Below are 25,224 nucleotides of genomic sequence, written 5' to 3'. Positions count from 1 at the left end.
CGCTAGAAGCCGTCCTTCCGCCCGGACATCGGATCGCGGCACACAACGACGGTGTCCGCGATGGTCCGTCAGGACACTGCCTTGGCCGCTGCGCGTCCCGCCGTACGGCCGGTGAAGAGGCAGCCGCCGACGAAGGTGCCCTCGAGTGAGCGGTAGCCGTGGACACCGCCGCCGCCGAAGCCCGCCACCTCGCCGGCCGCGTAGACACCGGGGAGCGGACTGCCGTCGGCCCGCAGGACGCGGGACTCCAGGTCCGTCTGCAGGCCGCCCAGCGACTTGCGGGTCAGGATGTTCAGCCGGACGGCGATCAGCGGACCGGCCTTCGGGTCCAGGATCCGGTGCGGCGACGCCACCCGGATCAGCTTGTCGCCGCGGTAGTTGCGGGCGCCACGCAGCGCGGTCACCTGCAGGTCCTTGGTGAACGTGTTGGTCAGCTCCCGGTCCCGCGCGAGGATCTGCCGCTCGAGGTCGTCGAGGTCGATCAGCCCCTCGCCGGTCAGGTCGTTCATCCCCCGGACCAGGTCCGGAAGGTTGCCGCGGACAACGAAGTCCGCGCCCCTGTCCATGAACGCCTGCACCGGCGCCGTCGGGCCGCCGCGGGCCCGGCCGAGCACGCCGCGGATGTCCTTGCCGGTGAGGTCCGGGTTCTGCTCCTGGCCGGAGAGCGCGAACTCCTTCTCGATGATCTTCTGGGTCAGCACGAACCACGTGTAGTCGTACCCGGTCCGCATGATGTGCTCGAGCGTGCCGAGCGTGTCGAACCCCGGGAAGAGCGGTACGGGCAGCCGCTTCCCGGTCGCGTCGAACCACAGCGACGACGGCCCGGGCAGGATCCGGATGCCGTGCATCGGCCAGATCGGGTCCCAGTTCTGGATGCCTTCGGTGTAGTGCCACATCCGGTCCCGGTTCACGTACCGGCCGCCGGCCTGCTCGGTGATCGCGAGCATCCGGCCGTCCACATGGGCCGGTACGCCGCTGATCATCCGCTTCGGCGGCTGGCCCATCCGCTGCGGCCACTGCTCGCGGACCAGGTCGTGGTTGCCGCCGATCCCGCCGGACGTGACGATCACGGCCTGCGCGGTCAGCTGGAAATCGCCGGCCTCGACGCGCGAGCTCGGCATCCCCCGTGCTACGTCGCTGGGCTCCAGCACCTTGCCCGCGACACCGTCGACGACGCCGCCGGTCACCGTCAGCTCGTCCACCCGGTGCCGGAACCGGAACTCGACCAGCCCCTTCGCGACAGCCTCCCGGACCCGGCGCTCGAACGGCGCGACCAGCCCCGGCCCGGTGCCCCACGTGATGTGGAACCGCGGCACCGAGTTCCCGTGGCCGTCGGCGTTGTACCCGCCGCGCTCGGCCCAGCCGACGACCGGGAAGAACCGCACGCCCTGCGCGTGCAGCCACGGGCGCTTCTCGCCGGCCGCCCAATCGACGTACGCCTCGGCCCACTGCCGGGCCCACTTGTCCTCGTCGTCCAGCCGGTCGAACCCGGCCGAGCCGAGCCAGTCCTGCAGCGCGAGGTCGCGGGAGTCCTTGATCCCCATCCGGCGCTGCTCCGGGGAGTTCACGAACAGCAGCCCGCCGAACGACCAGAACGCCTGTCCGCCGAGCGACGCCTCGGGTTCCTGGTCGAGCAGCAGCACCTTCCGGCCCGCGTCGGCCAGCTCGGCGGTCGCGGCCAGGCCGGCCAGTCCCGCCCCGACGACGATCACATCAGCGTCCATGTCGACCATGTATAGCGCACTTGGGAAGATGTAGCAGTGACGATCTTTTCTGTTCAAAACGTCGTACTTCCCGCAGCTTCGCTCGGTTCGGAGAACCCGCTGGCGCCGCTCCGCACCCAGCGCGAGCCGCACCACGTCGAGAACATCGCCGAGCTTCCCGCGGACCTGCGGGCGAACGTCGAGTACGGGCGCCTGCACAGCCCGCTGCCGTGCCTGAACCAGGACGGGTACGACCGCACCCTGGTCGAGACGGAGCTCCCGGCGCTCGTGCTGGAGAACGACCACGTGCGCGCGACGATCCTGCCGAGCCTGGGCGGCCGGCTCTACTCGCTCGTCCACCACGGGCAGGAGCTGCTCTACCGCAACCCGGTCTTCCAGCCCGCGAACCTCGCCCTGCGCAATGCCTGGTTCGCCGGCGGCGTCGAGTGGAACGTCGGCAGCACCGGCCACTGGACCGGCACCTGCGCGCCGATGCACGCCGCCCGCGTCGAGGGCCCGGACGGTACGCCGGTCCTGCGGCTGTGGGAGCTCGAACGCACCCGGAACCTGGTCACCCAGCTCGACTTCTGGCTGCCGGAGGACTCGGAGTTCCTGTACGTCGGGGTCCGGCTGCAGAACCCGTCCGACGCCGACGTCCCGGCGTACTGGTGGTCGAACATCGCGGTCCCGCAGTCCCCGGACCACCGCGTGCTGGTGCCGGCCGACCAGGCCTGGCAGTTCGGCTACGGCAGCCGCCTCGACCTCGTCGACGTGACGACGGACCTGACCTATCCGATGCGGCATCCGCGCGCCATCGACTACTTCTTCGAGCCGCTGGCCGGGGAGCGGTCGTGGATCGCGTCCGTCGACGGGGCCGGTGATGGGCTCGTGCAGGCGTCGACCGAGCGGCTGCGCGGCCGGAAGCTCTTCGTGTGGGGGCAAGGAGACGGCGGGCGACGGTGGCAGGAGTGGTTGTCGCCGGGGCTGGAAGGGGATGGGTACGCCGAGATCCAGGCAGGGCTCGCGCGGACCCAGATGGAGCATCTGAGGCTGCCTGGTGAGACTTCCTGGCACTGGTTGGAGGCGTACGGACGGCTGTCGATGGACGCCGGTGCGGCGCACTCCCCGGACTGGAAGACAGCGCGGGACGGCGGGGCCGCGGTGCTGGAGCCGTTGCTCGACGAGCTGCCGGCTCGTGAGGAGGCGTGGTTGGGCGTTGTTGACGCAGCGCCGGTGGAGCGGCTTGCCGTCGGGTCCGGGTGGGGTGCGCTGGAGCTGCGGCGGACCGGCTGGACGGTGTCTGACGGTACGCCGTTCAGCGAGGACACGTTGACGTCGCGCGAGCAGGCATGGCTGCCTCTGCTCGACGGGCAGTTGCCTGCCGTCGACGACGTACCGGACGGCACTCTGGTGGCGTGGCGGGACCTGCTGGAAGCGGCCGAGGACAACTGGCTCGTCTGGTACCACCGGGGCGTGGCGCGGCACTACGACGGTGACGTCGACGGTGCCGTCGAGGCGTGGCGGCAGTCAGGGGACAACGTGTGGGCGCTGCGCAACCTCGGGCTCGTCACGGGGGAGCTGGAGTACTACGAGCGCGCTGTCGCCTTCCGGCCCGACCTGGTGCCGCTTGTCGTGGAGGCCGTCGCGGCCGCGCTCGACACCGACGTACCGCGGGCGGAGCGGATGCTGGCGCAGGCACCCGACGACCCGCGGATCCAGCTGCTGCGGGTCCGGCACGCGCTGGAGACCGGTGACCCGGCGACGGCACACGACCTGCTGGCTGCCGGGATCCAGTTGGCCACGGTCCGGGAGGGTGCGAACCCGCTGACCGACTACTGGCTGGCCGCCGAGGAGGCACTTGGCACGCACCGGCCAGTACCGCCGCAGTACCAGTTCGGAATGGGCGGAAACTGACAACTTCAGGTCAACTCTACCTCTAGAAACACCACTCCACCGGACTCTACTATGGTCCTGTAGAAAAGTTTTTGTACTTACCTGGAACCAAGTGGAGTCCGGTGGCGTCCCACCGGTGTGCGGCAAGGGCCGCGCAAGGCAGTTTCGACAACGACCGCGTCGCTCGCGGGCGGCGCGTCGGGGGTGAGTGCCATGTTGACGATCGTTGTACTCGGTGGGTTCGGCCTGGTGCTGGTGGTCGCGGCCTTCATCGTGACCGAAGTTCTGGCCGGTCTTCGGCCGTCCCAGATCCCCACCGGCACGGAAGAGAAGACCGCGGGACGAGTGATCCGGGTGCGTGGCCCGGTCCGCGGCCAACTGCAGAGCGGTGCCCCGGCGGTCTACACCGAGGTCATCGTCGAGTACTACACCCGCCGGGGTGAGGGGCCGTACGAGGTCGCTCGCAAGTTCCCGGTCGGGAGCAGGATTACTTACGCCAAGGGTGACCGGGTGATCGTCGCGTACGACGTCCGGAACCCGCGCCGGGCGCGCCTGGCGGGCCGGGTCAGCCACTGGCCGGCCCTGGGCCTGCCGTCCGCGGCCTGACGGAACACCTGCTTGAGCCTCCTCTCCGGCTCAAGCAGGAAGGTGGGGCGCGAGCAGGTTGTACAGCACCGGCCGGCCCTGATCCAGGACGTACTCCGCCTCGTCCGCGGACAACCGGTCCGCCAGGTGAGCGAGCGCCTCCCCCATCGTGATGCTCAGCGTCACCGCCAGCCGGAAGTCCCGTGAGTCACGGGCGCCGAACCGCGCCGCCAGCAGTTCCGCGAACTCGCCGGCGTGCTGGTCGTCGAACTCGCCCGGCTTCGCCTCCAGCTCCGGGTCGCCGAGCCCGCTCAGTACGACCGCCTTGAAGCCCGGGTCGGTCCGGTGCATCTCCCGGAACGTCTCCAGCGTGACGTCGACCGCCGCGCGCCAGCTCGTCACGTCCGCCAGCCGCTCTCCGACCGCGTCGGTGTAGCGCGCCTGGTTCCGCCGCTCGATCGCCTGGATCAGGCTGCGCTTGTCCGGGAAGTACCGGTACACGCTGCCGACCGCGATCTCGGCCCGCTTCGCGATCCCGCTCGTCGACGCCGCGTCGTACCCGCGCTCGACCACCTCGGCACACGCCGCGTCCAGAATCCGCTCGACCTGCCGGCTGGCCCGGTCCTGGGTCGGCGTCCGGCGCAGCGGATAGGCCCCCGAAGTCACCATTCACTTATTGTCCACGCTCGGGGGGACAACGTTGCCACCTCTTTGTGACAGATTGCCGACAGTTGGTCATGAGGAGGGGTAACTCGTATGCGCATCAACAAGACAGCTGTTGCGGGCCTTGCATCCGTCGCATTGGCCGCGTCCGGGGTCGCCGGTACGGCGCTCAGCCGGGATCACTCGAGCGGGAACGGCGGCGGTCTGCGCTTCAACCAGGTGCAGATGATCGGCTCGCACAACTCGTACCACCGTGAGCTCAGCCCGGCCGAGCAGAAGGTCCAGCAGGCGCAGAACCCGGGATCGGTCGACCTCTGGTACTCGCACGCGCCGATCACCCAGCAGTTCGAGGACCAGAACGTCCGCACGCTCGAGCTCGACCTGCTGCCGGACCCGAACGGCGGTCTGTACACGTATCCGCTGATCCGGAAACTGACCGGGCAGGGGCCGCTCACCGACCCGGCGATGGCGCAGCCGGGCATCAAGGTCATGCACATCCCGGACTTCGACTACAACACCACCTGCGACACCTTCGTGCTGTGCCTGCAGCAGGTGAAGTCGTGGTCGGACCAGCACCCGAACCACGTGCCGATCACGATCAACCTCGAGCTGAAGCAGTCCGACCCGAAGGTGGTCGCGGCCGGCGGCGTGCAGTCCCCGCCGTGGGACGCGGCCACCCTGGAAGGCGTCGACCGCGAGATCCGGTCGGTGTTCTCCGAGCAGGACCTGCTGACGCCGGACGACGTCCGCAAGCCCGGCCTGACCCTGGAGCAGTCGGTGCTGACCAAGGGCTGGCCGAAGCTCGACGACGTCCGCGGCCAGGTGCTGTTCTACTTCGACAACGGCGGCCCGGGGGCGATCCGCGACCTCTACCGGACCGGTCACCAAAACCTCGAGGGCCGGGCGGTCTTCACGCGTGGTCCCGAGGGCGAGCCGGATGCGGCGATCACGCAGGTGAACGACCCGCGGGGCGCGAACCAGGCCGAGATCCAGCGGCTGGTCGCCAAGGGGTACCTGATCCGGACCCGGTCCGACGAGCCGATGGCGACGATCCGGGACAAGGACTACAGCCGGCTCGGGATCGCCCTGGCCAGCGGCGCGCAAGTGGTGACGACCGACTGGCCGGTCGCCGGGATGGCCGCGCGGTACGACAGCGACTTCGTCGCCAAGCTGCCCGGGCACACCGCCGTACGATGCAATCCGGTGACGGCGCCGACCTGGTGCCACGGAGACGTCGCGGGAAGGTGACCTGAGCATGTCGGAGCACGTGGTCGATATCAGCTGGAGCCGTGGTGCGAACGAGTTCACCTACGACACCTACGACCGCGACCACGAGTGGCGCTTCGACGGCGGTGTCACGGTGCCGGGCTCGGCGAACCCGAAGTATCTGGGGAACCCGGGCCCGGTCGACCCGGAGGAGGCGTTCGTGGCGGCGATCTCGTCCTGCCACATGCTCACCTTCCTGGCGATCGCGGCCCGGAAGCGGCTGGTCGTCGACGCGTACGACGACCACGCGGTCGGGGTGATGGCGCCCGGACCCACCGGGCGGCTGGCGATCACGCAGGTGACCCTGCACCCGACGATCGTCTGGAACGGCCCCGAGCCGGACGCCGCCACGATCAAGCGGATCCACGAAGTGGCGCACCGCGAGTGCTTCATCGCGAACTCGGTCACCACCGAGATCACCGTCGCCGGCTGACCGAACCAGCGAACTGCAAAAGAAAGCACAAAGGAAGAGACAGAGACGGTGTTTGCTGCCTGCCTGGGTTCGGCGCGCGGGAGAGCTCTTCCTGGAAAAAGAAGGAAATCAAAGAAAAGAAGAGAGATTCAGAGAGGTGGCTGGCTTCTGTGGTGAGCCGCAAGTCTGACTGTGCAGTCTCTTCAAGAGCTTCATACAGGGTGGTCGAGCGGCGTCATCCGACGCTCCTGCCCGATCGTGACGTGTGATCCGCCAACAGACCTGCGCCGCATCTCCGCCAGCTGACGTGGACAGGCTAGAACTCTGTCTACGTGTCGGGGCGATCCACGGAGCAGCCGATGAGCGGATGCTACGAACGACCTATGCGAGAGGTTGATACGAGTCGTGCTCGCCGTAGAAGATGACCGCCTGCGCGGCTTCCTCCGAAGTCGGCACTGCGCCATCTCGCCACTCACTCCAGACCCTTATGACCTCCTTGGCCAAGTCGACTTCGAGAAGGTAACTGAAGGCGGGAGCACTTGGAGCCACGGAGTCAACCACCTCCTCGTTGCGCACAATCGCCTGGGAGTCGACGGTCCACGGTTTGCGGGCGAAGATGGTGGACTCGATTTCGAAGGGATCATCGTCGGGAATCTGGTCGAGTGTCGCCATCACTTCGAGCAGGGTTGCCACGCATCGGATGATGCCAGACCACCGCCGAGGGGGCGAGCGGCTGCGTTCCAGCCATCCACGCCGTCCGGTCATCAGCGATCCGCGCGGTCATGCCGATGTTGGTGCGTTGCATCGCTGCTGCTACTCGAGAGACGCAACCAGATGCCGAGATGATGTCTCCATGAACAGTCAGCCGGAGTGGTGGCGCGGACAGCCGCCGACCCGTCACCCCCGGTACCCTGCGCCGGCCGACCTGCTTGTATCGGGACCGGTGACCTCGGTCGATCTGGACGCGGTCGCACCTCGCTCTGGGCTGCGCGGGGTGTACTTCTTCGGGGCGGCCGTCTCAGGCGTCGAGTTGTGGCTCAACGACATCAGTCTCATAGTCGAGTGGTCCGAGTTTGACAGCTGCCACTTCCGACAACGCGTCCGGCCTGTGTTGAACGAGTACGGCATGGCGGCACAAGGCTCGTTCGCCAATAGCCCGGCCATCTACCGGGACTGCACCTTCGAGCGCGTCCGCTTCAAGATCCTTGGCGGCTTCAACACCGATGCCGGCCGCTTCGAGAACTGCACGTTCGTCAACTGCCGATGGGAAGGGCACTTCGGCTACGACGCCGACCTGATCGGCTGTCAGTTCATCGGGCGCATGAACCGCTGCGTGTGGGGCGGCACAGGTCTGGAGGACGACTCCCGGGGCCGAGCGAGGCGCAACGTGATCACCGGCAACGACTTCACCGAGGTCACGTTCACCGACAACGTCGCCTGGCGCCGCGACTTCCCAGTCCCCGACCAGGTCTGGCCCGAGGGCTTCGTCCCAATAGTCGACGGCGCTCGGATCGACAGCTGAGGGAACCACCATGCAATCCGTGCCGGGTCCTCATCGACGGGCGCCCTACGAATCCCAGCTCGGGTCGCACGTTCCGTGCGCTGAGTGTGCCCGAAGTTCATTGGACCAGGCACCGCCGAACATCCGCGCATGCCGCGATGCGCGTGATCACGCCGAGGTCAGCGAGCGGCCCATACCCTGGCTCAATCCCACCAGAGGGTGACCAGGTGGGAGTCAGGTGGAACATCGACCTGCTGTAGCGGAGGTGCGCCGTTCCACCAGTTGTCGCCTGGCGCGTCCGGACTGAGCGCGACTGTCCACGACCCGACATCGGCCGGCGAGGCCGTCGTGACGACGTACACGTGATCGCTGAAGGGCCAATCGTCTGGGTCCATCACCTCGGAGATGCCTACCCAGACACTGTGAACCTCGGGGCGGTCCCGGATCGCACTCAGTATCTCGTAGAACCGACCAGGGCCAGGGTGGTCCGACAGGTTGCTCCCAATCGATGCGGGATCTTCGTTCCCGTCGAAGAACAGCTCCAGGCTGACAACAGGCTCTGGTCCAGAACCATCCTCATACCCGCCCTGTCGGGCAATCTCCGCGTGCAGCTCTTCCAGCATCTTGGTCCCACTCTCGACGCTCCTGGACTGACCAGCCTGGCATGACAGGCACGCCGATGATCTACAGGATTCACGACCGAACCTCAACCCACCGGACCAACGCAGCAACTTCCGGACCTGCTGCCGAGAGCGACGCCGACCATGCCGACCCGGGCGGGCGGTTAGGCTGCGTCCGTGACGGCCGCACCGGATGCCAGCGTCGGACTCAGGGCTGCGGAACGCCTGGTTAGGTTGGGAACAACCGAGATCCGGCCGGGCCTCAGTGAGACGGAGGTCGCTCGTGTCGAGCAACGATTCGGGTTCGAGTTCGCCGACGACCATCGAGCCTTTCTCACCGCCGGCCTGCCCGTCTGGACGACAGGTCACGACGACGACCCAGATAAGGCGAGCTGGGGTTGGCCTGACTGGCGGACCCCCGATTCGGAAGCGCTGCGCCAGCAAGTTGATTGGCCAACCGACTGCATCATGCGCCACATCACCGGCGGCGGATGGCACTCCGGGTGGGGCAAGCGCCCCTACACCCTTGAGTCGGCGGTGGCCAAGGCGCGACGGCGGCTGGCCGACGTACCGCGGCTGATCCCCGTGTACGCCCACCGCTACCTTCCCGCCGGTCGGGCCACAGCCGGACAGCCCGTCGTATCCGTGCATCACCTGACCGACATGATGGTCTACGGACTGGACCTCGAAGACTACGTGGCCCGCGAGTTCCAGGAGCCGCAGATGTCAGTCCCGTTCTGGCGGGACTACCTATAGGGCTCGGCGCTTCCGCCGAGATTAACCACGTTCTGCCGTCCACAAACGCAAGTAGCCGCGATCCGCGGTTTCGACTGTCGCAGATCACCGGCGGACGAGTGTCGCGCATCGTCCGGCGGAGGACAGTGCCCGATCGTGACGAGATCGCCGAGTTGGCCGGCAGGTCTTCCGGGATCTCAGGGGCCGGCGAAAGTGCGGTCTGAAGATCCAGGTCGCCACCACCTACCGCGGTCGGGCTCACCGAACTGCCCAACATCATCTGCATCCCATCCGCCTCAAGCCGTACCGACTCGGCTGGTGACTTCGGAACTGCTGCGGTCCAGGGATCAGTCGGCAGATCGGTGGAGTGCTCAGCCGTGACGTGGCGCACCGGTCACGGACCGCCGAACTCAGGCACGCACCCAACTCCCACTCTGGCTTTTGTTTTTCTCCAATTTCTTGCCGGCTGTTACCAGTCCTCCGAGGCCTTGGCCTGGGAGCTAGCCCGCCATGTCTGTTCTCTGTTCTCTGGGTATATAAAAACCACCCGCCGACCGGCCTGAGCCTCGCGCAAACGGCGTCAGGATGGTCGGCGGGTGGTGGGGTGCACCTCTGTGGCGGTGCACCGGTCACGGATCCGGGGGCGCTTCGCACTGGGGCGCCTCTGCGTTTGCGTGCGGCTTCCGTGCGGTCTGGCTCGGTGGGCAAGACCGTCCGGGTGCGCCGCCCGGGTCCGTTCGTCCGGCTGGCGCCTTACTGCTCGGCGGCGGCGTCGGTCCGGTCGTCGGTGGTCCGGGCCAGGAGGTCCTCGAGCTCACGGACCTGCTCGGTGGCCATCGTGGTCATCAGTCGGTGGATCGTCATGCCGGTGAGACGCCGCGCTCCCGAAGGTATGACGGGAATCCGGTCTGTGACCTGAGTCACTACTTCTCGTCGAGCCCGTCCGGACGCAGCGGGACCAGCTTGCGGGCCTCGTCGTACGACGTACCGGTCAGCTCGAGCAGGTCGATGATCGTCGAGCGGAGCTGACCGAGGACCACGACCGCGGACAATCCGGCCGGCTGCGGCAGGTCCGCCGTCCGCCGGCCCAGCTCGCCCAGGACGCGGTGCGCGGCCACGTCGGCGGCCGGTTCGAACAGGGACTCGCCGATCAGGCGGGTGCCGTCGGCGAGGCGGTCGAGCAGCATCGGGTACTCCGCGGGCATGGCCTCGTCGCGCCACACCGACACCGCGCACCGGCGGACCAGCACCCGGGTGTTCCGGATCGCACGGTCCAGCGGTACGACGAGATCGGCGATCTCCTGGACCCGCCCGCGATGCCGGCGGCGGAACGGGGACAGCCGCACGACCGCGACCCCCTCGGCGGCGGCGCTGCGCAGGTCGTCGAGCCGCGACTCGCTGGCCCGGGCGCGACGGAGCGCGTCGGTGACCGCGTCCTCGTCGCGGGTCCGCAGACCGTCGGCGGTCTCGACCAGAATCTCGGACAGCTCGTTCAGGACCCCGGCCGCCTGTTGCCGCGGGCGCCGGATCGCCGCCGCGGGCGCGATCGTGGCCGCGGCCAGCGCGACCAGTCCGCCGATCGCCGCGTCCTGCCAGCGGCTGAAGGCGGCACCGGGATTGGGCAGCAGCGTGGTGACGATCGCGGCCTGGACGCCCGCCTGGGTGGTCATCAGGTTGCCGGCGCCGAGCAGCACCGCGACGCTCATCGCGAGCGCGATCACGAACACCAGTTGCAGGATGCCGGTCCCGAAGACCTTGACGAACAGGTCGCCGACGCCGACGCCGACCGCCACGCCGACCATCACCTCGGCGACCCGGCGCAGCCGCTGACCGAAGCTGAAACCGAGGCAGACCATCGCGGCGACCGGCGCGAAGAACGGCTGCTTGTGACCGATGACATAGTGCGCGATGGTCCACGCGAGGCCGGCCGCGAGCGCGCACTGGGCGATGAAGAACACCCGGCTGCGCCAGCGTTCGATCCGGCGGTCGATCGAGGCGCGCGACCGCCGCGCGGCCTGTGGCGCGATGTCGTCGCGCAGCTCCCGCAACTGGTCCAACGTCAGCCTGACCGGATCCACGCGCCCCATTCTGCGGGATGTGAGCGCCCAGCTTGATTCACGCGGGCTGTGAGGGCCAATGTTGGGCCATGACCGAGAACAACCGTGAGGACTACGGCAGCTACTCCGTCGACGACGAGGACCAGCTGCAGGCGGAGGACACGCTCGACGACCGGGGCGTGGCGGATCTGCTCGACGAGGGCTACTCGCCGCCGGAGAAGTGGTCCGCGGGCGAAGGCTTCGGGACAACCGCGGACGAGGCGCTGCAGGGCGAGTCCCTGGACCAGCGGATCGCGCAGGAGGTCCCGGACGTCGACCCGTACGCCGAGGACGGCGAGGACGTCGGCGGCCCGCAGGTCGGCACGGAACGCTCGGGCCGCCTGGTCGCCTCCGACGAGGGCGCGCACAGTGACGAAGACAGCGAGCTGTACGCCGAAGACGTCGGCATCGACGGCGCCGCCGCCGGCGCGGAGGAGGCGGCCGTGCACGTCGTCGACGACGAGGACGACTTCGAGCTCGAGGACGACGACGACCAGAACCTCGAGAGCTACCGCGACGTCGACCTGGGCGACGTCGGCGACCTGGAGGACTGACCCGACAACACCCCCGCCGCCCCGCCGTGCGCGCCCGGCTGGGGACGGCGACGGGTCAGCGGGGGGTTACGGCGACCTCGGCGCCGTGGCGCGGGACGAGGGTGACGTTCTTGGCCTGAGGCGGCTCCGGCCTGGGGTGTGGCGCGTGGAAGTCGTAGGCGGCCAGGGCGGCGCGGAGGATCTCGGTGCCTTCCATCAGCGAGAAGCCGGCGCCGATGCAGCGCCGGGCGCCGCCGCCGAACGGGATCCAGGTGCCGGGCGCGGGCGGATCGTCGGACAGGAAGCGCTGCGGGCGGAAGTCCTGCGGCATCGGGAAATGCTCGCCGTCGCGGTGCACCAGGCCGATCGCAGCCATGATCGTCGTCCCGCGCGGCAGCCGGTAGCCGGCGATGTCCGAGGTCTCGGTCAGCCGCCGGCCGACCTGGTAGACGACCGGGTGCAGCCGCATCGCCTCCTTGACGATCGCCTCCAGCTCGTCGTCGGCCCCGGCGTCGGCGGCGCGCTGCCCGAACGCCAGCTCGGCCGGCCGCCGGGCCAGCTCGTGGAACGTCCAGGCCAGCGCGGTCGCCGTCGTCTCGTGCCCGGCCAGCAGCAAGGTCACCAGCTGGTCGCGCAGCTCCACGTCCGACCAGTTGCCGGCAGCAAGCAACCGCGAGAGGACGTCGGTGCGCCCGGCGAACGTCTCGCGGCGCGCAGCGATCTCGTCGTACAGGATCTCGTCGACCTGCCGCTGGGTGTCCAGGTACGTCTTCCACGGCCGGACGTGGAGCAGTTGCGGGTAGAAGCCGCCGAGCATGATCACCGGCGACACCGACACGATCTTGTCCAGCAGCGGGCGCAGCGTGTTCAGCCGGTCGAAGTCGGTGACGCCGAAGATCACCTGCAGGATGATCTCCAGCGTCAGGTTCCGCATCCGCTGGTGCACCTTGAACGGCTCGCCGACCGGCCATTTCGCCACGTCGGCGCGGGCGAGCTCGAGCACCATCGCGGCGTACCCGCGCAGCGCGGCGCCGGAGAACGCCGGCATCAGCTGCTTCCGCATCCGCACGTGATCCTCGTCGTCGAGCAGCAGCAGGGAGTGCGAGCCCATGATCGGTTCGAGCACGGTGTTGCCCTCGCCGGCGTGCATCACCGACGGCGGGCTGCCGAACACCTCCCGGATGTGCTCCGGGCGGCTCAGCACGACGCAGACGCGGCTCGACGGCACCAGGCGGATTGTGAACACGTCGCCGTACCTCTCCCGCATCCTTGGGAAGAACGTGCGGCGGTGACTCGCGAACAGCACGGTCTGGGCGAGCGTCGGCAGCTTCGGGCCGGGCGGCAGCGTGCGGGCGGTCTGACGGTCGAGCGTGCGGGAACCGAGCAAGGGTGTCGGAGCCATGCTTTCACGCTACGTCAGCCGGGTGAACGCCGGGCATCGAACGCCACAAGTGCTGCGACGATCCGAGACACCCGCGCCCGGCACCGCTGTGCGGCGCCGGGCGCGGGAGGAGGTGGAACCTCCTGGGATGGGGCCGGCCTCCGCGGTGGGGGGAGGGGTGGAGGCCGGGGGCCCGGGTCAGGAACGCTTGAAGCGGAGGGTGAGGATCTGGAAGGGGCGGAGTTCGAAGCTGACTCCGTTGTCCTGCAGGTCCCGGTCCGCCAGGTGGCGCTCGAGGAGGTCGACCTCGGTGACGGAGGAAGCCTGGAACGACGGGGTGACCGTCGCCCGCGAGCGGCCGCCGCTCGACTCGTACAGCCGGACGACCACGTCGCCGGACTGGTCGTCGGCCAGCTTGAGCGCCTCGACGATCACGCTGTCGTTGTCGACGGCAACGATCGGCTCGACGCCGGCGGCACCGGTGACCAGGCGCTCCGGCAGGTTGATCCGGTAGCCCTCCTCGATCGCCTCACCGATCCCGGCGCCGACCACCAGCGCGTGGTTCACGACGTGCACACCCTGGTCGGTCTGCGGGTCGGGGAATCGCGGCGCCCGGATCAGCGACGTCCGGATGGTGGTCGTGGTGCCACCGTCCTCACGCGCGGTCCGGTTGATGTCGTGGCCGTACGTCGAGTCGTTGACCACCGCGACGCCGTACCCGGGCTCGCCGACGTGCACCCAGCGGTGCGCCGCGATCTCGAACTTCGCCGCGTCCCACGAGGTGTTCTGGTGGGTCGGCCGGAAGATGTGCCCGAACTGCGTCTCGGACGCCGAGCGGTCGGCGTGCACGTCGACCGGGTACGCCGCCTTGAGGAACTTCTCGGTCTCGTGCCAGTCCATCTCGGTCTCGATGTCGACCCGCTTGGCGCCCGGCACGACCCGCAGCGTCTGGGTGACGGTGGACCGGCCGAAGGACCTCTTGACGACGACGATCGCCTCGTCGTCGGCGGTGCTGAAGTCGACGCTGTCGACCTCGGTCACGTCCCGGACGTTGTTCTTGTAGAACGAGTCGACGTCCCACGCGTCCCAGTGGTTCGGGGTGTCCACGTGCAGCTGCAGGAGGTTGCCTGCGGTGCCCGGTGCGATGACCTCGCGCTGCGCCTCGACGTCGTACAGCGAGGTGATCAGGCCGCGCTCGTCGATCGTGACCCGGATCAGGCCGTTGTCGATCACGCCGTTCTCGACGGTGACCGCCTGGCCCGCGGCGGTCGCGACGCCCGCGCCGAGGCCGGCGACCCCGTTGCGGCCGTGCGGCGCGGCGTTGAAGACGATCTGCTCCGAACCCTCGCCGGCCAGCGCCTGCTGCGCCCGGGAGATGATCGCGTCCAGCTCGTCGGCGATCTTCGCGTAGGTCCGCTCCGCCTCGCGGTGCACCCACGAGATCGAGGAGCCCGGCAGGATGTCGTGGAACTGGTGCAGCAGCGCGACCTTCCACAGCCGGTCGAGGTCCTCGTACGGGTACGCGTCGAGCTTGCCCGCGACGACCGCCGCGGCGCTCCACAGCTCGGCCTCGCGGAGCAGGTGCTCGGTCCGCCGGTTGCCCTGCTTGGTCTTGGCCTGCGACGTGTACGTCGCCCGGTGGATCTCCAGGTAGAGCTCACCGGACCAGACCGGCGCGTGCTCGCTGTACTCGTCCTCGGCGGCGCTGAAGAACTCCGTCGGCGACTCGATCGTCACCTGCGGCGAGGCCTCCAGGTTCGCCACCCGGCGCGCGGTCGCGACGAACTCGCGGGTGGGGCCGCCACCGCCGTCGCCGTACCCGAACGGGACCAGCGAGCGGGTCGCGGCGCCGTTCTCCTGGAAGTTGCGCTGCGCGTGCGCGAGTTCGCGCCCGGACAGGTCGGAGTTGTAGGTGTCGATCGGCGGGAAGTGGGTGAACACCCGGGTCCCGTCCAGGCCCTCCCACCAGAAGGTGTGGTGCGGGAACTTGTTCTCCTTGTTCCAGGAGATCTTCTGGGTCAGGAACCACTTCGAGCCGGACAGCTTCACCAGCTGCGGCAGCGCCGCGGTGTAGCCGAACGAGTCCGGCAGCCAGACCTCCTGGGTGTCGATCCCGTACTCGTCCAGGAAGAACTTCTTGCCGTGCACGAACTGCCGGGCCAGCGCCTCGCTGCCGGGCAGGTTGGTGTCGGACTCGACCCACATGCCGCCCACCGGGACGATGTGCCCCTCGGCGACGGCCTTCTTCAGCCGCTCCCAGACCTCCGGGTAGTTCTCCTTCACCCACGCGTGCTGCTGGGCCTGCGAGAACGCGAAGACCAGCTCCGGGTACTCCTCGGCCAGGGTGGCAACGTTGGACACCGTCCGGGCCACCTTGCGGCGGGTCTCCCGCAGCGGCCACAGCCACGCGGAGTCGATGTGCGCGTGGCCGACCGCCGACAGCTGGTGCGCGCTGGCGTGCGCCGGCCGGCTCAGGACCTCGGTCAGCTGGGCGCGGGCGTCGGCGGCGGTGCCGGCCACGTCCTCGTAGTCCAGCGCGTCCAGCGAGCGGCTGAGCGCCCGCAGGATCTCCCGGCGGCGCGGGTCCTGCAGGGACAGCTCGCGCTGCAGGCCGTCGAGCGCCTCGAGGTCCAGGATCAGGTCCCACACCTCGGCGTTGAACACGGCCAGGTCGGCGCGGGTGAGCTGATAGATCGGCGTCTCACCGAGCTTGGCGCCGATGTCGACCTTCGCGTAGGCGTTGTCGAGCGGGATCTCCGGGTTCGCGGCGCCCTCGACGTAGAACTCGATCCGGTCGCCGGGCGAGGCCGCCGCACCGTCCGGGCCGAGGATCGACAGCGGGGCGTAGGTCTGCCGCGGGTGCAGGCCCTTCAGCGGCCGGCCCGAGGTGGTGTGCACCAGGCCCTCCGCGGAGAAGCCGGGGCCGCCGCTGAAGCCGAGGTCGATGACCGCCTCGATCTCACGGCCGGCCCACTCGGCAGGCACCTGGCCGCTGAACTTGAACCAGGCGGTGCCCCAGGCCGGGCCCCACGGCAGGCCGATCGCGGCCGGCTCGTAGGTCTGGGCGAGCGCCTCGGCGGGTGATACCGGCTCACCGGGTGCGTGCCACACCTCGATGTCCAGCGGGACCGCCGCGCCGTAGATCGCGGGGCGGAGTCGCTCCCGCAGGGCGCGCTTGAGCCGCTCCTCGATGAGTTGACGGTCGTCGTGCACGAAATCAGCCTCCGGGAAAGGATCCTCACGCGGCCGAGCAGGCCGCAGATGACAACGCTGTCACACCGACCCCGGCCGCGTCCAGACGCAGTTTGTCTCTCGCTGTGTGGAATCTCTGTGCGTAGCGGTTGGGTTGCGGGCCGCCGCCGCGGCTACCCGCAAGGCCTCATTGTTGTCTAGGTTGTCCTGCATGGATCGCCCCCGCCTGCTGACCCCTGCCCGGCCGACCGGGCTGACCCGCCGCGGCTTCCTCGGTTTCGGCGCCGCCGCGGCCTCCGGACTGCTGCTGCCGGGCTGCTCGCGCGGCCGCGCCGACGAGCCGGCGCCCTCGGAGGCGGGGATCTTCGCGACCGGCAACCTGAACGGCGTCTACAACACGTTCGGGACGGCGCTCAGCGGGCTGGTGAGCGAGGTCACCGGCATGGAGCTGAAGCCGATCGTGACCGACGGCTCGGTGGACAACCTGTACCGGGTCTCCGGCCGCAAAGCCGACCTCGGACTGTGTACGTCGGACTCCGCGCTCGCGGCGTACGAGGGCACCGGCGAGTTCAGCACCGGCGCGCTGCGCTTCACCGCGCTGGCCCGGGTGTACGACAACTACGTGCACGTCGTCGTACCGATGGCGTCGAAGGCGAAGAGCCTGGACGACCTGTTCCCGAGCAAGGACAACCCGACGCGGCGGACGGTCGTCGGTGTCGGCCCCAAGAACTCCGGGACCGAGATCGTCGCGAACCTGATCCTGGACAAGGCCCGCGCCGACGTGATCCAGAAGAACCCGACGCTGGACCCGGCCACGGTCGCCGTCACCCGGAAGAACCTGACGCTGGGAGAGATGGTCACCGCACTGCAGCCCCGGCCCGGTGCCGCCAAAGGGTCGATCGACGCGTTCGTCTGGAGCGGCGGTGTGCCGACCGATCCGATCGTCGCACTGCAGAAGACCATCGGGTTCCGGCTGCTGGACATCGGCGGCGTCGCGGAGGCGATCGCCCTGAAGGAGTTCGGTGGGTTCATGGTGTCGGCGATCCCGCCCTCGCAGTACGGGCTGGCCCAGTCGGTGCCGACGCTGGCGATCCCGAACTACCTGATCGCGAAGCCGAACCTGTCGGACTCCTGGGCCTGGTGGACGGTCAACACCCTCTTCCGCCGGCAGAACGACCTGATCAAGGGCACACCGTCGCCCGGAGCCAGCCCGGGCACGGGCGGTCACCCCGAAGCCGGTGCGCTGGACCCGCGCTCCGCGATCGCCACGATGCCGGTGCCGCTGCACCCCGCCGCCGAGCGCTGGTACCGCCAGAACCACATCTGAGTCACCCGGGGCGACCCGGGTGACTCCTCAGGCGTCCTATCAGGCGTCGTAGTCGTCGATCAGCGGGACGCGGACCTCGATGACCAGGCCGCCGCCGATCGGCGGGCGGGCCACGACCCGGCCGCCGACGCGGGCCGCCTCGGAGCGGACGATCGCCAGACCGAGGCCGGTGCCCGGCATCTCGCGGTGGTGCGCGCTGCGCCAGAACCGCTCGCCGACCTTCTTCAGGTCCCGGGAGCCGAGTCCCAGACCGTGGTCGCGGACCGACATCACCACCTCGGTGCCGTCCCGGGTGACCGAGACCTCCACCGGCGGCGCGCCGTACTTCGAGGCGTTGTCGAGCAGGACGTCGAGGATGTCGTCGACCTCGAGCTCCGGGGCGACCCCGCCCGGCACCATCTCGCCGACGATCAGCTCCAGGTCGTCGGCGGAGTACACGGCCTTCCAGCCGACCAGGCGCTCCTTCACCGCCTGGGCCAGGTCCAGCGGCTCTTCGTTGCCCTCGGCATCGCCCGACGGGCGGTCCGAGCCGGCCAGCCGGGACAGCCGCTGGACGATCCGGCCGAGCCGGTCGATGTCGCTGAGTGCGAACCGCGCGGTCGGCGACAGCCGGGACAGGCCCTCGATGTGGATCCGGGCCGACGTCAGCGGCGTCCGCAGCTGGTGCGACGCGTCCGCGACGAACTCACGCTCACGCTGCCGTGCCTGGTGCAGGCTCAGCGCCATCGAGTTGAAGCTGTCGCCCAGCCGGCGGAGCTCCGGTGCGCGTCCGTCGGTCGACACCCGGGTGTCGAGCGCGCCGCGGGTGATCTGGTGGGTGGCGTTGTCGAGGTCCTGCAGCGGCCGCAGCACCCAGCGGGTGATCGGCCGGACGATACCGATGATGATCGCGCCGATGCTGATCAGCAGGCCGCCGAGGAGCAGCAGCAGTCCGCTCTGCACCTGGTCGCGGGCCTTGTCGGTCGGCACCCGCAGGACGGCGGCACCGAGCACACTGCCGTTGTTGACGACCGGGCGGGACACGACCATCTCGCCGGAGCGCCACGGCCACAGCGGCGGCGGCTCGGCCGGCAGCCGGCCCGCCAGCGTGCTGTGCAGGGCAGCCGAGATGTCCTCCTCCTTCACGTCCACACCGGACACCGAGGTGGCCACGACGCGGGAGTCGACGTCGACGACGAAGACCGGGGTGTTGTAGAGCTCCTGGTACCGGACCGCGAGCTCGCGCAGGTTCGCGATGTCGCCGGTCTGCAACGGCGACTCGGCCATCGCGGCGAACCAGTCGGCGTCGTTGCTGCGGGACAGGAAGAGCGTGCGCGACGTACTCGTGGCGATGAAGTTCGCCAGCGGGATCACAGCGACGATCGCCAGGGCGACGACCATCGGAACGAGGGACTGCAGTAGTCGACGGCGCAAGGGTCAGTCCGAGCCCAGGCGGTAACCGACGCCGCGGATGGTCTGCACCAGTTCGGGCCGGCCGAGCTTGGCGCGCAGGCTGGCGACGTGCACGTCCATGGTGCGCGACGACGCCTCGAACACCGACTGCCAGGCGTACAGCGCGACCTGTTCACGGGGGACCACCCGGCCGTGGTGCGCGGCCAGCACTGCGAGCACGTCGAACTCCTTGCGGGTCAGACTGATGGGCTTGTCGGCCACCTGAACCGTCCGGGCCTCGATGTCCACGGTCAGGTCGCCGACGGTCACCCGGGGGCGGGGCTGCAAGAGGCCGGTACGACGAAGTACAGCATCGATACGGGCCAGCAGCTCGGAAATCGCGAACGGTTTCACCACATAGTCGTCGGCGCCGCTGCGCAGGCCGCGGACCCGGTCGGCGGCCTCGCCGCGCGCCGTCACCGCGATCACCGGCACGTCCGAGACCGTGCGGATCTGCCGGCACACGTTGATACCGTCCCCGTCCGGCAGTCCCAGGTCCAGCAGGACCAGGTCGCCGGGGTCGGCCGCCAGGGCGTCGGCGGCCGTGCGGACGTGCGTGACCATCAGGCCGTAACGCCGCAAGGCGGGTATCAGTGCATTGGCGATATCGAGATCGTCCTCGACCAGCAGAATCCGGACCGCGCCACTCATGCGGTGATCGTAGGCCAGGTCACGGCCTGATGTGTCAGATCTTGGTAAAGACGTAATCACGCGACTCCACCCAGTGTTCGGCAACATTAGCCTTCCGGACACAGGAGGGAACCGCTAGATGACTGTCGGTGTTCACAGCGGGGGTGGCGCGACCGTGCCCTCCGAGGAAGAACTGGCCGAGTACGAGCAGGAACGCCCCGCTCGGCGGCTCCGGCCTGCCCTGGACCTGGTGATTTCGGTCTGGTGCGCAATCGTCAGCGTCGGCGTCCTGGTGCAGGTGTTCGCGCCTTTACCACAAGGAACGCAGTTCTACTTGGTGATCTTTCTCGCAGCGGTTCTGCCGATCACGCTGCTGTGTTACCGGGGCTGGAAGGTGCCGGCGGTCGTCAATCCGTTCCGGGCCCGCGCCCATGACGACCCCGGCGTGGCCGACTGGGTCCTCGCGCTGGTGGCGCTGGCGGTGTGCGTCTATCCGCTCCTCGACTTCGACGGCTACCTCGAGCGCCGGCAGGCTCCGTCGGCGATGGACGTGGTCGCCGGTGCTGTCTTGCTGGTGCTGCTGCTCGAAGCGTGCCGCCGCACGACCGGCTGGGTGCTTCCGGTGTTCAGCCTGGTCTTCATCGCCTACGCCTACTACGGCGGCTATCTTCCTTACACCTGGTCGCTCGCGCACCAAGGCTTCAACTTCGACGCGATCATCGCCCAGTTCACGATGGGTACGGCGGGGTTCTACGGGACCCCGTTGAACGTCGCCGCGTCGTACATCGTGCTCTTCACCATCTACGGCGCGGTGCTCGACTTCTCGGGCGCGGGCAAGTTCTTCATCGACCTGTCGTTCGCCGCCTTCCGGCGCAGCCGCACCGCACCTGGCCGCACGGTCACGCTGGCGGGCTTCCTGCTCGGCAGTGTGTCCGGGTCGGGGACGGCGACCGCGGTGTCGCTGGGCACCGTCTCGTGGCCGATCCTGCGCCGGGCCGGCTATCCGCCCGAACCGGCAGGCGGAATGCTCGCCGCGTCCGGGATCGGCGCGATCCTGTCCCCGCCGACCCTCGGTGCGGCCGCGTTCATCATCGCCGAGTTCCTCCAGGTCTCGTACCTGAAGGTCCTCGGGTTCGCCGTGATCCCGACGATCCTGTACTACCTGGGCATCCTGCTCGCGATCGAGATCGACGCCCGCAAACACGGGACCACGTCGGCGGAGACCTCGCAGCAGTCCGCCTGGCGGTTGCTGCTGCGGTTCGGGTACCACTTCCTGTCGTTGTTCGTGATCATCGGCTTCATGGCGGTCGACGTCCCGCCGTTCAAGGCCGTGGTCTACGCGGTGATCGTGCAGTTCGGGTTGTCGTTCCTGGACCGTGAGCACCGGCTGACCGGTCAGCCGCTGTTCAAGGCGCTTGCCCAGGGCACCCGTTCGGTGCTGCCGGTGGCAGCGACCTGTGCGACGGCCGGTGTGATCGTCGCGGTCACGACCCAGACCGGCCTGGGGCTGAACCTCGCGGAGATCATCGTCAACGCGGCCCGCGGGCTGACCGACAACCACACCGTGGTCCTGATCCTGACCGTCGTGCTGTCCGCGTTCGCCGTGCTGATCCTCGGCCTGGCGGTGCCGGTGACCGCGTCGTTCATCATCGCCGCGGTGATCATCTCGCCGGCCCTGGTGAACCTCGGCGTGACGCAGCCCGAGGCGTACATGTTCATCTTCTACTACGCGGTCCTGTCCGAGGTGTCGCCGCCGACCGCGCTGGCCGCGGTCGCGACCGCCGCGATCACCGGCGGCAAGGTGATGCCGACGATGTGGCAGGCCTGGAAGTACACGCTGCCGGCGTTCCTGGTGCCGTTCGCGTTCGTGCTCACCGACAACGGCGCGCACCTGCTCGGTCAGGGCTCGTTCGCGGGCATGGTCTGGACCACGCTGGTGTCGATGCTGGCGGTGGCCGCGCTGGCCGTGGTCACCGGCGGCTGGGTCTTCGTCCGAGCGACCTGGCTCGAGCGCGCGTTCTGCGTACCGGCCGCCGCGCTGCTGCTCTACCTCGCGCCCGTAACCATCACCGCCGGAATCTGTTTGCTACTTGTTGCCGTCGTCATCAACCTGGTCCGGCGGCAACGCCAGGCCGCTGCCGAGGAAGGAACCGTTGCCTGATGAGACTCCGATCTGTTGCAGTGGCACTTGTCACCGTGGTGTCGCTGGCCGCCTGCGGAGGTCAGCGCGAACCGTCCGGATCCGGTTCGGAGTCCGGCGGCCGGCTGACGATCGCCACCGGCAACACGACCGGCGTGTACTACCAGCTCGGCGGTGCGCTGGCCTCGGTGATCTCGCAGAAGATGTCCGGCTACCGGGCGACCGCGAGCGAAACCGGCGCCTCGGTGCAGAACATCCAGGGCCTGGTCGGCGGGAACTACGACATCGCGTTCTCGCTCGGCGACTCGGCGGCGGACGCGGTGAACGGCGAGAACAGCTTCAAGACCAAGCAGGACGTGGTCGCGCTGACCCGGCTGTACAACAACTACACGCAGGTCGCCGTCCGCGCCTCGGCGAACATCAACTCGATCGCGGACCTGAAGGGCAAGCGGGTCTCGACCGGTTCGCCGAACTCGGGCACCGAGGTGATCGCGCGCCGGCTGCTCGAGGCGGCGGGGCTCGACCCGGCCAGTGACGTGACCGCGCAGCGGCTCGGCCTGCCGGAGTCGGTGGACGCGATGAAGTCCGGGTCGATCGACGCGCTGGTCTGGTCCGGCGGGTTGCCGACCGGCGGCATCACCGACCTGACCACCAGCATGGGCAAGGGCGTGAAGCTGCTGCCGATCGCGGACCTGCTGCCGAAGATGTTCGACAAGTACGGCGCGGTCTACTCGCAGGCCCCGATCCCGGCGGCGACGTACAAGCAGCCGGCCGACGTGGCGACGATCGTCGTACCGAACGTGCTGCTGGTCCGCAAGGACATGAAGGACGAGCTGGCCGAGCAGCTGACGAAGACGCTGTACGAGAACATGGGCGCCCTGGTCGCGGTGAACGCGGCGGCGAAGGGCATCACGCTGGAGAACGCGACGAAGACCGACCCGGTGCTGCTGCACCCGGGGGCGAAGAAGGCGCTCGACGGACTCAAATAACCAGTCCTGGGTACCGGTAGCTGTTGCGGTACCCAGGCTCACAGACCGTCCTCCCCCGCACACCAGGCGCAGCGGGGGAGGACGCAGGGCCCCGGCTCCGCACCTCAGGCGCAGCGGGGACGGGACCCAGCCGGCCCCACAACCAGGCGCAGTGATGGTCGGCAACCGGGCCCGGTCCTGGCGGAGGCATCCGCCGGGGCCGGGCTCTACTCGTGTTCCTCCTCGTGCGGCATCGGTGTGCCGTACAGGTAGTGCGAGAGCGCGGAGTCGCGCTTGGGGTGAGCGTGGTACTTCGTCGGTATGACCCGTCCCTCGGCGCTGTCCCACGCGGCGTCGGCCATCCGCCACATCCGGTGCGCCAGCCGGCCCGCCGAGCCGGTGTGCGGGGAGTACGGGTGCGCCCTCGTCGGGGCGATCTCCTCGGCCTCCAGCAGGTTCTCGGTCAGCCGGTTCACGTCCGGCCCGTCGAGCTGCTCGGAGATCCGGCGGCCGTACGTCGTCTCCATCGTCTCGTGCTCGTCGAGCAGCCGGTCGATCTGCCGCCACAGGTCGTCGTGCTGCAGATCCACGAACCGGCTGTCGCCGTACTGCCGTCCTTTCAGGAAGCGCAGCGAGCGTTCGAGTTCCTTCGCGTTGCCGACGTACCGGGTGACCAGCTCCTCCCCGTCGGAGAGCCGCCGCACGTGCGGGAGGAGCACGTCCTCGGCCGCGGCCAGGTGCTGCGCCGCGATCGCGTAGAACCGGTCGGTCTGGTGCCGGTGCTCGGGGTGCGCGGCGTCCGGGTGGTGAGCCGGCTCGGCCAGCTCCCGGATCCGTGCGTGTTCGTAGGTCAGGGCCAGTTCAAGCGTCGAAGCGGTCATGACAACCACCTCCAGAGGGTCTCCCTCCAGCGTGTGCCCATCCCACCCGAACCGCAACCGCCTCACCCCGCTCCGTAACCCGGCCGTACCCCGGCCGTACCCCGGAACGCGAACGCCCGCCGCGGACAGGTCGCGGCGGGCGTGGGCGGTGCGGAGTACGACTCAGGCGTCGGAGCTCTTCTTCCAGAGGTTGATACCGGCCTCGACGGCGTCGGCGTCGATGGCCTCGAGCTCGTCGGGGCTGAACTTCAGGTTGCGGACGGTGGCCAGGTTGTCCTCGAGCTGGGCGACGCTGGAGGCGCCGATCAGCGCGCTCGTCACCCGGTCGTCGCGCAGCGTCCAGGCGAGCGCGAGCTGGGCGACGGACTGGCCGCGCTGCTGCGCGATCTCGCTCAGCGCACGGACGTGCTTGAGGGTGTCCTCGGTGAGCGAATCCGGGTTGAGCGACTTGCCCTGCGCCGCGCGGGAGTCGGACGGGATGCCGCCCAGGTACCGGTCGGTGAGCACGCCCTGCGCCAGCGGCGAGAACGCGATCACGCCGACGCCGAGGTCGCCGACCGCGTCCAGCAGGTCCTCCTCGATCCAGCGGTTCAGCATCGAGTACGACGGCTGGTGGATGAGCAGCGGCGTACCGAGGTCGGCCAGGATCCGCGCGGCCTCCCGGGTCCGGTCGGCGGAGTACGACGAGATGCCGGCGTACAGCGCCTTGCCCGAGCGGACCGCCGCGTCGAGCGCGCCCATCGTCTCCTCGAGCGGGGTGTCCGGGTCGAACCGGTGCGAGTAGAAGATGTCGACGTAGTCCAGGCCCATCCGGCTCAGCGACTGGTCGAGCGAGGCGAGCAGGTACTTCCGCGAGCCGCCGCCCTGACCGTACGGCCCCGGCCACATGTCGTAGCCGGCCTTGGTCGAGATGATCAGCTCGTCGCGGTACGGCCGGAAGTCGCGCGCGAAGTGGGTCCCGAAGTTCGTCTCGGCCGAGCCGTACGGCGGGCCGTAGTTGTTCGCCAGGTCGAAGTGCGTGACGCCGAGGTCGAACGCCCGGCGCAGGATGTCGCGCTGCGTCGCGAACGGCTTGTCGTCGCCGAAGTTGTGCCACAGGCCGAGCGAGATGGCCGGCAGCTGCAGCCCGCTCCGTCCGGTCCGCCGGTAGCTCATCTGGTCGTCGTACCGGCTCTCGGCCGCCACATAATCAGTCACGGAAGCCCAGTCTGCCCCATGTCACGACAAGTGTGAAACCCCTTGTTTTCAAGCAGAAACGGCAGCACTC

At 69.2% G+C, this 25,224-nt stretch carries 21 protein-coding genes; 10 read left to right on the top strand and 11 right to left on the bottom strand.

Annotated elements, in window-relative coordinates; genetic code table 11:
- Nucleotides 1–68: 68 nt before the first annotated feature.
- Nucleotides 69–1,724 (bottom strand): FAD-binding dehydrogenase, encoded by a 1,656-nt coding sequence (locus AB0I12_RS39205; RefSeq protein WP_359940421.1) that lies wholly within the window; start codon nucleotides 1,722–1,724, stop codon nucleotides 69–71.
- A gap of 36 nt (nucleotides 1,725–1,760) precedes the next feature.
- Between AB0I12_RS39205 and AB0I12_RS39200 the strand changes: the two genes are divergently transcribed.
- The gene (locus AB0I12_RS39200) at nucleotides 1,761–3,617 is read left to right on the top strand and encodes a DUF5107 domain-containing protein (RefSeq protein WP_359940418.1); all 1,857 of its coding nucleotides are present in this window, start codon (nucleotides 1,761–1,763) and stop codon (nucleotides 3,615–3,617) included.
- A gap of 192 nt (nucleotides 3,618–3,809) precedes the next feature.
- On the top strand, nucleotides 3,810–4,202 hold the full coding sequence (locus tag AB0I12_RS39195; RefSeq protein ID WP_359940415.1) for a DUF3592 domain-containing protein: 393 nt from the start codon (nucleotides 3,810–3,812) through the stop codon (nucleotides 4,200–4,202).
- A 30-nt stretch (nucleotides 4,203–4,232) separates the two neighbouring features.
- On the opposite strand, the gene AB0I12_RS39190 is transcribed toward AB0I12_RS39195, so the two are convergent.
- The gene (locus AB0I12_RS39190) at nucleotides 4,233–4,850 is read right to left on the bottom strand and encodes a TetR/AcrR family transcriptional regulator (protein ID WP_359940412.1); all 618 of its coding nucleotides are present in this window, start codon (nucleotides 4,848–4,850) and stop codon (nucleotides 4,233–4,235) included.
- A gap of 87 nt (nucleotides 4,851–4,937) precedes the next feature.
- Here AB0I12_RS39190 and AB0I12_RS39185 point away from each other — a divergent pair, with 87 nt between their 5' ends.
- Nucleotides 4,938–6,092, top strand: a complete 1,155-nt coding sequence (locus tag AB0I12_RS39185; RefSeq protein ID WP_359940410.1) for a phosphatidylinositol-specific phospholipase C1-like protein — start codon at nucleotides 4,938–4,940, stop codon at nucleotides 6,090–6,092.
- 7 nt (nucleotides 6,093–6,099) lie between these two features.
- Nucleotides 6,100–6,543, top strand: a complete 444-nt coding sequence (locus AB0I12_RS39180) for an OsmC family protein (RefSeq protein ID WP_359940408.1) — start codon at nucleotides 6,100–6,102, stop codon at nucleotides 6,541–6,543.
- Nucleotides 6,544–6,903: 360 nt separating this feature from the next.
- Here AB0I12_RS39180 and AB0I12_RS39175 read toward each other — a convergent pair whose 3' ends face one another.
- Entirely contained in the window at nucleotides 6,904–7,215 is a 312-nt protein-coding gene (locus AB0I12_RS39175; RefSeq protein ID WP_359940406.1) for a hypothetical protein, read from the bottom strand.
- 301 nt (nucleotides 7,216–7,516) lie between these two features.
- Between AB0I12_RS39175 and AB0I12_RS39170 the strand changes: the two genes are divergently transcribed.
- Complete coding sequence (locus AB0I12_RS39170) at nucleotides 7,517–8,044, top strand: hypothetical protein (RefSeq protein WP_359940403.1); 528 nt, start codon at nucleotides 7,517–7,519, stop codon at nucleotides 8,042–8,044.
- Between the two features lie 182 nt (nucleotides 8,045–8,226).
- Here the strand turns inward: AB0I12_RS39170 and AB0I12_RS39165 are convergent, their stop codons facing one another.
- A complete protein-coding gene (locus tag AB0I12_RS39165; RefSeq protein ID WP_359940400.1) occupies nucleotides 8,227–8,646 on the bottom strand; it encodes a hypothetical protein in 420 nt (139 codons plus the stop codon).
- 174 nt (nucleotides 8,647–8,820) lie between these two features.
- Here AB0I12_RS39165 and AB0I12_RS39160 point away from each other — a divergent pair, with 174 nt between their 5' ends.
- On the top strand, nucleotides 8,821–9,399 hold the full coding sequence (locus AB0I12_RS39160) for a hypothetical protein (RefSeq protein ID WP_359940397.1): 579 nt from the start codon (nucleotides 8,821–8,823) through the stop codon (nucleotides 9,397–9,399).
- 902 nt (nucleotides 9,400–10,301) lie between these two features.
- Here the strand turns inward: AB0I12_RS39160 and AB0I12_RS39155 are convergent.
- Nucleotides 10,302–11,465: an FUSC family protein gene (locus AB0I12_RS39155; RefSeq protein WP_359940394.1), complete on the bottom strand. Its 1,164-nt coding sequence runs from the start codon at nucleotides 11,463–11,465 to the stop codon at nucleotides 10,302–10,304.
- A gap of 59 nt (nucleotides 11,466–11,524) precedes the next feature.
- On the opposite strand from AB0I12_RS39155, the gene AB0I12_RS39150 reads away from it, so the two are divergent.
- Nucleotides 11,525–12,028 carry a DUF5709 domain-containing protein gene (locus AB0I12_RS39150; protein WP_359940391.1) on the top strand — a complete coding sequence of 168 codons (504 nt, stop codon included), beginning with the start codon at nucleotides 11,525–11,527 and terminating at the stop codon, nucleotides 12,026–12,028.
- A 55-nt stretch (nucleotides 12,029–12,083) separates the two neighbouring features.
- On the opposite strand, the gene AB0I12_RS39145 is transcribed toward AB0I12_RS39150, so the two are convergent.
- A complete protein-coding gene (locus tag AB0I12_RS39145) occupies nucleotides 12,084–13,409 on the bottom strand; it encodes a cytochrome P450 (RefSeq protein ID WP_359940388.1) in 1,326 nt (441 codons plus the stop codon).
- Nucleotides 13,410–13,586: 177 nt separating this feature from the next.
- A complete protein-coding gene (locus AB0I12_RS39140; protein WP_359940385.1) occupies nucleotides 13,587–16,601 on the bottom strand; it encodes a glycoside hydrolase family 38 C-terminal domain-containing protein in 3,015 nt (1,004 codons plus the stop codon).
- Between the two features lie 190 nt (nucleotides 16,602–16,791).
- Between AB0I12_RS39140 and AB0I12_RS39135 the strand changes: the two genes are divergently transcribed.
- Nucleotides 16,792–17,907, top strand: a complete 1,116-nt coding sequence (locus tag AB0I12_RS39135) for a TAXI family TRAP transporter solute-binding subunit (RefSeq protein WP_359940382.1) — start codon at nucleotides 16,792–16,794, stop codon at nucleotides 17,905–17,907.
- A gap of 39 nt (nucleotides 17,908–17,946) precedes the next feature.
- On the opposite strand, the gene AB0I12_RS39130 is transcribed toward AB0I12_RS39135, so the two are convergent.
- A complete protein-coding gene (locus AB0I12_RS39130; protein ID WP_359940379.1) occupies nucleotides 17,947–19,287 on the bottom strand; it encodes a HAMP domain-containing sensor histidine kinase in 1,341 nt (446 codons plus the stop codon).
- Nucleotides 19,288–19,323: 36 nt separating this feature from the next.
- Nucleotides 19,324–19,989 (bottom strand): response regulator transcription factor, encoded by a 666-nt coding sequence (locus AB0I12_RS39125; protein WP_012918592.1) that lies wholly within the window; start codon nucleotides 19,987–19,989, stop codon nucleotides 19,324–19,326.
- A gap of 118 nt (nucleotides 19,990–20,107) precedes the next feature.
- Between AB0I12_RS39125 and AB0I12_RS39120 the strand changes: the two genes are divergently transcribed.
- Nucleotides 20,108–22,129 carry a TRAP transporter fused permease subunit gene (locus AB0I12_RS39120; protein WP_359940375.1) on the top strand — a complete coding sequence of 674 codons (2,022 nt, stop codon included), beginning with the start codon at nucleotides 20,108–20,110 and terminating at the stop codon, nucleotides 22,127–22,129.
- Nucleotides 22,129–23,097: a TAXI family TRAP transporter solute-binding subunit gene (locus tag AB0I12_RS39115; RefSeq protein ID WP_359940372.1), complete on the top strand. Its 969-nt coding sequence runs from the start codon at nucleotides 22,129–22,131 to the stop codon at nucleotides 23,095–23,097. The genes AB0I12_RS39120 and AB0I12_RS39115 overlap by 1 nt, the downstream gene beginning before the upstream one ends.
- A gap of 206 nt (nucleotides 23,098–23,303) precedes the next feature.
- Here AB0I12_RS39115 and AB0I12_RS39110 read toward each other — a convergent pair whose 3' ends face one another.
- Nucleotides 23,304–23,957, bottom strand: coding sequence for a hypothetical protein (locus AB0I12_RS39110; RefSeq protein ID WP_359940369.1), 654 nt, complete (start codon nucleotides 23,955–23,957; stop codon nucleotides 23,304–23,306).
- 162 nt (nucleotides 23,958–24,119) lie between these two features.
- On the bottom strand, nucleotides 24,120–25,154 hold the full coding sequence (gene mgrA, locus AB0I12_RS39105; protein ID WP_359940366.1) for an L-glyceraldehyde 3-phosphate reductase: 1,035 nt from the start codon (nucleotides 25,152–25,154) through the stop codon (nucleotides 24,120–24,122).
- Nucleotides 25,155–25,224: the final 70 nt, after the last annotated feature.

Origin of the sequence: Kribbella sp. NPDC050459, assembly GCF_040655315.1 — a bacterium.
Classification (GTDB): Bacteria; Actinomycetota; Actinomycetes; order Propionibacteriales; family Kribbellaceae; genus Kribbella.
The sequence above is the reverse complement of the archived record's forward strand: the minus strand, read 5'-3'. Positions and strand labels throughout refer to the sequence as shown.